The following is a 6830-nucleotide window of genomic DNA, read 5'->3' as shown; positions in this document are numbered from 1 at the left end:
CCGGGCTGGGCCGCAACAGCTCCTGACGGACGGTTCCTGACGGACGGTTCCCGACGGACGACTCCTGACGGGGACCTGACGGGCGCCGGGCGGATGGCATGCTGGCCCCCATGGCGGGTCGCGAGCCCGGAGGCAGGCTGGTCCAGGCCGGGGAGCCCCGCTCGATCCGCCTCGAAGCGGTGCGGGCGGTGGCGGCTCTGGCCGTGATCGTCGAGCACTGCTACGGCTACGCCCACAACTACGACCCCGCCGCCATATTCGGCTCGTTCCGGGACCGCCTGCTGGCCGCCACCGGCAACGGCGTCGACCTGTTCTACGCCCTGTCGGGATATCTGCTGTTCCTGCCCTTCGCCCGGTGGTGCTGGGCCGATGCCGAGGCGCCGGATCTGGGCCGCTACGGCCGCAACCGGGCCCTGCGCATCCTGCCCCTCTACTACGTCGTGATCGTCGCCTACCTGGTGGTCGAGGGCGCCACCCGGTCCCAGTGGTGGGCCTTTCTCACCTTCACCCAGAACTTCTTCCGGGGCTCGCTCCTCCAGATCGACGCCCCCACCTGGTCGATCGTGGTGGAGGTCGAGTTCTACGTGGTGCTGCCGCTCGTGGGCTGGCTGCTGTTCCGCACGACCCGGGGCTCGGCGCTCCGGGGCGCGGCGGCGCTGGCCGGTCTCGTCGGGGTGACCCTGGCCCTCAACCTGTCGGTGACGGGTGACAGCCCGCTCTCGTGGCAGTACTCGCCGGCCACGAACGCCTTCTACTTCCTTCCCGGGATGGTCCTGGCCTACCTCACCTGCCTGCGACCCGAGCGCGTCACCTCGCGCCTGCCCCGCCCTCTGCGCCGCAGCGATCTGTGGGTGGCCACCGGCGTGGCGCTGTGGATGATCCACGCCTGGCTCTGGTCCCACAACGAGCTGCTGGCCCTCGGGTGCTTCCTGGTGCTGGCGGCGTGCGTGCTGCCTCTCGACCGCGGGCTGGCCACGACGGTGCTGCAACTCCGGGCCCTGGGGCTGGTCGGGATGGTCTCCTACAGCATCTACCTCTGGCACGCCCCGATCGTGGAGGCGCTGGCCCGGGTGGTGCCCGCCGGGTTCCCCGGCCTGCTGGTCGCCTCGGTGGCCGCCTCACTGGCGGTCGGGGCGGTCAGCTACGCCGTCGTCGAGCGACCCTTCCTGCTGCTGCGGCGGTCGTGGAGCTCGGCCAGCCCGGCGCCGGCCACGAGCACCACGAAGACCTCGAGCGGGGTCCGGTAGCGCGCCTCGCCGTCGACCTGGGCGGCGGAGACGAGCAACAGGAGCGGCACCAGCCACACGCCGACCGGCACACCCCGGCGCACCGGGGCCAGGACCAGCCCGAGCGCCCCCAGGGCCGCCAGGGCCAGCCACCCGGCGTACCACGCGTCCTGGGCGGTGGCGCCCACGCCCACGGACAGGCCGGAGAAGTGCAGCCAGTACGAGGGCTGACCGCCGAGGATCCGCCAGCTGTTCAACGCCGTCGTCTCGACCACGTAGAGAGGATGGTGCTCGGCGTAGCGGACGGCGTCGGACTGGAGCCGCTCCATCAGCACGTACTCACTCGGGTGCGGGCCCGAGAACCGGGCCGCGGGCCCGGGCGTGGCGGGCGGGTAGCCCCACGACGCCGTCAGCGGCTCGGGGGCGCGGGCCTGGTGGCTGTTGTAGGTGCCGGCGAGGTTGAACCCGGTCGAGTCGGAGATCGGCACGAAGGCGTGGAACGTGACGGCGTTCCTGACCGTCCAGGGCAGGACGACGACCACGGCGGCGGCCACCACGACGCCCGCCGCCTGCAGGGCGCGGCGCCGGTGGCCCCGCAGGCCGGTCCCCACCACCACCGCCGCCCCCACCACCACCGCCGCCCCGTTGGGCCGCACGAGAGCGGCCAGCCCCCCCAGGGCCCCGGCGCCGGCCGCCCAGCGGAGCCGGTGCGGCGACGTCCGGGCCGCCAGGGCGGCGACCAGGGCCGCGGCCATGAGGGTGACGAACAGCAGCTCGGTCATGAGAACGCCCCCCATCACCACCAGGGCGGGCAGGGCGGCGGCCAGGGCGGCCCCGACCAGCGCGGCCCGGCGTCCCCACAGCTGACCGGCCAGCACGCCGATCAGGGCCACGGTGGCGACGCCCAGGACGGCCTGGAGGAGACGGGCCAGGGTGACCGAGTCGTGGCCGGCCCAGAACGGCACGGCCAGGAACAGCGGATAGAGGGGGGGTCGCAACGCCGACGCCCCGGCGGCGTACACGGAGGGGGCGAACCCGTGGCCGTGGGCCAGCGAGACGCCGATCCGGTAGTAGTCACCGGCGTCGTAGACGGTGCGGTACCCCGAGGTGAGCGCCACGTAGGCGACCCGGACCGCCAGCGCCCCCGCCAGGATCACGGACCCCCAGACCACGGTGGACCGCTGCAGCCCCGACCTGCCCCCGGCCACGGCCGATTCCTAGCAGAGGGCCGGCCCGGGCCCGGGCGGAGGGACCGCCCGGAACCCTGCTGCGCCCCTACCAGGGGCCGCGCCGGCGCACGAGGGCCGGAACCGTCCTCGCCAGGAGGAGGACGTCGAGCCACAGCGTCCATCCGTGGATGTACGCCAGGTCCAGCTTGATCATCTCCTGGTAGGTGAGGGCGTTACCCCCGTTGACCTGCCAGTACCCGGTGATCCCCGGGGCGATGGCGTGGCGGCCCCGCTCGGCGGGGGCAAAGCTCTCGGGGTCGACCGCCAGCGGCCGCGGGCCCACCAGGCTCATCTGCCCCTTCAGCACGTTGACCAGCTGCGGCAGCTCGTCGACCGACAGCCGGCGCAGGATGCGCCCCACCGGTGTCACCCGCGGATCGTGCTCGATCTTGAAGAGCAGGCCGTCGGCGGCGTTGCGGTCGCGCAGGTCCACCACGGCGCCCTCGGCTCCCACCGACATCGTCCGGAACTTCCAGATCTCGAACAGCTGGCCGTCCCGGCCCACCCGGCGCTGCCGGTAGATAACCGGCCCCTCGCTGGTCACCTTGATGGCCAGGGCCGAGAGCGCGAGAACCGGAGACAACACCACCAGGGCCAGGAGCGAGCCCACCAGGTCGAGGGCCCGCTTGGCCGGGTGGCGGTGCGGGGGGCGCCCCACCCGGCCCACGGGCAGCAGGGGCAGGCCGCCGACCTGGAAGGTCCGGCCCCTCGGGATCAAGAACAGCTCCGCCAACGGTGGCACCAGGGCAACGTCCACCCCCGTCACCTCGTCCAGGTAGTCCCGCAGCTCGGGTTCGGGGTTCCCGTCCGGCACCACGATGATCTGGCGGATGTCGCCCGAACGCATCGCCAGGCCCGCCTCGTCCGACGCCCAGATGCCGCCGTCTCCCTCGCCCCAGGCCGGGTCGAGCCGCATCGTCGGGGCCAGGCCCGCCTCGGGGAAGTCGTTGAGCTTGCTCACCACCAGCTCGGCCCGGGGCCCGCTGCCGAGGACGGCCGTCTGGCGCAGCCCCAGACCCCGGCGGCGGGTGGTGCTGAGGACCAACCAGGTCACGGCCCGCACCGCCACCAGGGCGCAGAAGCCGGTCAGGCCGGCCCCGCCGACCCGCCAGGCCGTCACCCCGGGGCCGGCCACCGCCGCCACCACGGCGGTGGCCACCGCGCAGCTCGCGGCCACCCGCGGCGGGTACCAGGCGATCCCCTGGGTCTCCAGTGTCGATCGGGTCACGTAGTGGCGCCCGGCGATGAGGCCCAGGAGGGCCAGCGCCGCCAACGCCACCCCGGCCCGGGGGGGCAGACCCAGGGCCAGGGTGGCGAGGGCGAGGAGGGCGGCGTCGGCCGCCATCGGCGCCGCCGAGGGTCCACTGGCGTGGACCCGCTCGACGAGATCGAGCCAGGGTGGAGTGGCCGGGGTTACCGCCACCGGCAGTGACGCCAGGTCAGCATCAGCCGCCGTGGGCACCGCAAGGCCGACGTCGATGGTCATGTACCGTGAACGCCGTCGCCGCGCCAATCCCGCGGAAAAATCCGGAGGGCCGTGTGATCGACATCCCGGGCCGGGGCCGGAGCGCAAGCGTGGTCGGGGTGGACCTGGCGTGGGGGCGGAGGGCGCCGAGCGGATTGTGCGCCGTGGCCCCCGACGGGACGGTCGTGGCGTCGGCCACGCTGGTGACCGACGACCAGATCGTCGGCTGGATCGGGGAGCACGCCCCGGGGCCGGCCGTGGTCGGCTTCGACGCCCCGCTCGCGGTCACCAACCCGTCCGGGCGGCGGCGCTGCGAGGAGCTGGTGAGCCGGGCGTTCCGGGCTCAGGGCGCCGGCGCCTACCCGTCGAACCGGTCCATGCCGGCCTTCGTCGACGGCGGCCGGGCGGCGGCGCTGGCCCGGCGGCTGGGGCTGGTCCTCGACCCCGGCGACGCCGAGCGCAGCCGGCGGGGCCTGGCCGTCGAAGTCTACCCGCACTCGGCCCTGGTGGCCCTCTTCGGGCTGCCGACCCGACTCACCTACAAGGCCGGGCGGGGGCGGGGCGTCGAGCTGCGGCGGGCCGAGATGGCCCGGCTGGTCGGCCTGATCGAGGCGCTGGCGGGCCGGGACCCGGGCCTGGGCGCCGGCGCCGGCCCCCGCTGGCAGCTGCTCCGGACGGCGGTCACGGGAGCGGCGCGCCACGTCGACCTCGAGCGGGTCGAGGACGAGCTCGACGCCCACGTGTGCGCCTACGTGGCGCGGTCCCTGGCCGCCGACCGGAGGGACGGGGGAGGCCGGGTGCGCGTGCTGGGTGACTGGGCGTCGGGAGCCATCGTCACCCCGGTGGACGAGCGCCAGGCGGCTCTGCTCGACCCCGCGTCGCCCGCCGGGTGACCTAGAGCGCCACCGGGCAGCGGGCCAGCACCTCGGCGTGCAGCACGGCGAAGAACCCGTCCGCCGCTTCCGCCCACCGCCTCCATCCGGCCGCGATGGCGGAGAGCTCGGCGGCGTCGGCGAGCCCGTAGGCGACGGCCTGGTCGGCCAGCGCCGAACGCTCCACCCGCTCGGCCCACGACCCCGCCCACCACGCCCGGCTCTCCGGATCGGAGAAGGTCCACGTCGAGCTGCCCGCCACCACATCGACGAACCCGGCCCGCTGCACCCACCCGAAGAGGCGCCGGCCGGCGTCGGCGTCGGCGCCGTTGCGCGCCGTCACCTGGTGGTACAGCTCCGTCCAGCGGGTGAGCTCGGGCACATCCGGCCACCACACGAACGCGCCGTAGTCGCTGTCGCGCACGCCGAGGATCCCGCCCGGCCGCAGGACCCGGCGCATCTCGACGAGGGCGGTCACCGGGTCGGTGAGGTGCTGCAGCACCTGATGGGCGTGCACCACGTCGAACGACGCGTCGGGAAGGTCTAGGCCGTAGACGTCGCCGGCGCGGAACTCGGCGTTCGGCACGCCGCGCGACCGCCGCAGCTCGTCGGCCTGGGCCACCACCTCGGCGGCGGCGTCGACACCCACCACCCGCCCCGGCGCCACCAGCTCGGCCAGGTCCAAGGTGATGGTGCCCGGACCACAGCCGACGTCGAGCAGATCCTGGCCGGCCTGCAGCGAGCCCAGCAGGTACGCCGCCGAGTTGGTCGCCGTCCGCCAGGTGTGGCTGCGCAGTACCGAGGGGTGGTGGCCGTGGGTGTACGCCATCAAGGACGCAGCAGCACCTTCACCGACCCGGTCTTCTTGCGCTCGGCGATGGTGGCGACGGCGTCGCGCCACTGCTCGAGGCGGAAGCGGTGGGTGATCAGTGGCGTGAGGTCGAGACCCCGGCCCGCCAGGTCGAAGTAGTGCTCGAAGGCGTGCTTGTTCACCCCGCCGACCGCCTCGATCCCGAAGGCGTTGGAGCCGACGACGTGCAGCTCCTTGAAGTACAGCGGCGTCCACTCGAAGCGGGACGGCGGCTCGACCCCGCTGATGACGAGCGTGCCGCCGGTGTCGAGCACCCGCAGCGAGGTCTCGACCGTCTCGGGGCTGCCGACGGTGTCGTAGACCACCGCCGGGCCGTCCTGCAGCCACTCCTTCCCGCTCCACGGCCGCAGCCGCTGGCCCCCGCAGCGGCGCGCCACCTCGGCCACCACGTTCTCCGGGCCGGAGCCGAAGCTGGCCTCGGCGCCGAGCCGGGCGGCGATGCCGGCAGCCGGCCCCGGCAGGCACGCCAGCCACACCTCACAGTCGGGATACAGGACCTCGAGCAACCCCACCGCGGCCAGGGCCAGGGTGCCGCTGCCGTAGACGAGCACCGGTTTGCCCGGTTGCGGCGGGGCCAGCAGGATCGTGCGCAGCGACACCGCCGCCGGGTCCGAGAGCACCGCCTCCTCGTCGTCCATCCCGTCCGGGATGGGGAAGATCTGCTCCTCGTGGGCGTAGAACCGTTCGGCGTGGGCGCCCGGCGCCCCGGCACAGTTCCCGAGGTGGATGCCGGCGTCCAGCATCCCCGAGGTGAAGTTGCGGCACCACGGGTAACGGCCCTCGGCGCACGCCGAGCACGGCGGGTCGATGCCCCGCGGCCCGCACGACAGCCAGGGGTTCACCACGACCCGCTGTCCGGTGTCGCGGCGAGTGGCGACCACCTCGTGGCCGAGCACGTGTGGGAACGAGAGCAGCGCGGTGAGCGGGTTGTCGCGCGCCCCGTTGAGGAAGATCTGCTTGGCGTCCGACCCGCAGATGCCGCTCACGACGGTGTCGCAGCCGACCCAGCCCGGGCCGGGAGACGCCGGCTCCGGTATGTCCTCGAGGCTCACCGGGGAGAAGCGGGCCACGAACGCCCGATGGTCGAGGGCGCCCCCGACCTTGGAGAACGCCTCGCGGGCCAGGTTGTGGCGGAAGACGAGTGCTTTCACGGCCAGAAGCCCACCA

6 protein-coding genes are annotated in these 6830 nt (G+C 74.2%); 2 read left to right on the top strand and 4 right to left on the bottom strand.

Annotated elements, in window-relative coordinates:
• Window positions 1–110: 110 nt before the first annotated feature.
• Window positions 111–1247: an acyltransferase gene (locus VFW24_07890; GenBank protein HEX5266680.1), complete on the top strand. Its 1137-nt coding sequence runs from the start codon at window positions 111–113 to the stop codon at window positions 1245–1247.
• Here the strand turns inward: VFW24_07890 and VFW24_07885 are convergent.
• Window positions 1142–2434: a glycosyltransferase family 39 protein gene (locus VFW24_07885; GenBank protein ID HEX5266679.1), complete on the bottom strand. Its 1293-nt coding sequence runs from the start codon at window positions 2432–2434 to the stop codon at window positions 1142–1144. The two genes, VFW24_07890 and VFW24_07885, sit on opposite strands and share 106 nt — an antisense overlap.
• 67 nt (window positions 2435–2501) lie before the next feature.
• Window positions 2502–3941 (bottom strand): sugar transferase, encoded by a 1440-nt coding sequence (locus tag VFW24_07880; GenBank protein HEX5266678.1) that lies wholly within the window; start codon window positions 3939–3941, stop codon window positions 2502–2504.
• A 53-nt stretch (window positions 3942–3994) separates the two neighbouring features.
• On the opposite strand from VFW24_07880, the gene VFW24_07875 reads away from it, so the two are divergent.
• On the top strand, window positions 3995–4813 hold the full coding sequence (locus tag VFW24_07875; GenBank protein ID HEX5266677.1) for a DUF429 domain-containing protein: 819 nt from the start codon (window positions 3995–3997) through the stop codon (window positions 4811–4813).
• A gap of 1 nt (window position 4814) precedes the next feature.
• Here the strand turns inward: VFW24_07875 and VFW24_07870 are convergent, their stop codons facing one another.
• Entirely contained in the window at window positions 4815–5621 is an 807-nt protein-coding gene (locus VFW24_07870) for a methyltransferase domain-containing protein (protein HEX5266676.1), read from the bottom strand.
• Window positions 5621–6814 carry a zinc-binding dehydrogenase gene (locus VFW24_07865; protein ID HEX5266675.1) on the bottom strand — a complete coding sequence of 398 codons (1194 nt, stop codon included), beginning with the start codon at window positions 6812–6814 and terminating at the stop codon, window positions 5621–5623. The genes VFW24_07870 and VFW24_07865 overlap by 1 nt, the downstream gene beginning before the upstream one ends.
• Between the last annotated feature and the right edge of the window lie 16 nt (window positions 6815–6830).

This window comes from Acidimicrobiales bacterium (assembly GCA_036273495.1).
Lineage (GTDB): Bacteria > Actinomycetota > Acidimicrobiia > Acidimicrobiales > JAJPHE01 > DASSEU01.
Note: the sequence above shows the minus strand (reverse complement) of the source record. Positions and strands in the feature narration are given on the sequence as shown.

Coding starts and splice junctions, on each gene's coding strand:
- VFW24_07890 (HEX5266680.1), top strand. CDS start 111: ATGGCGGGTCGCGAGCCCGGAGGCAGGCTGGTCCAGGCCGGGGAGCCC.
- VFW24_07880 (HEX5266678.1), bottom strand. CDS start 3,941: ATGACCATCGACGTCGGCCTTGCGGTGCCCACGGCGGCTGATGCTGAC.
- VFW24_07870 (HEX5266676.1), bottom strand. CDS start 5,621: ATGGCGTACACCCACGGCCACCACCCCTCGGTACTGCGCAGCCACACC.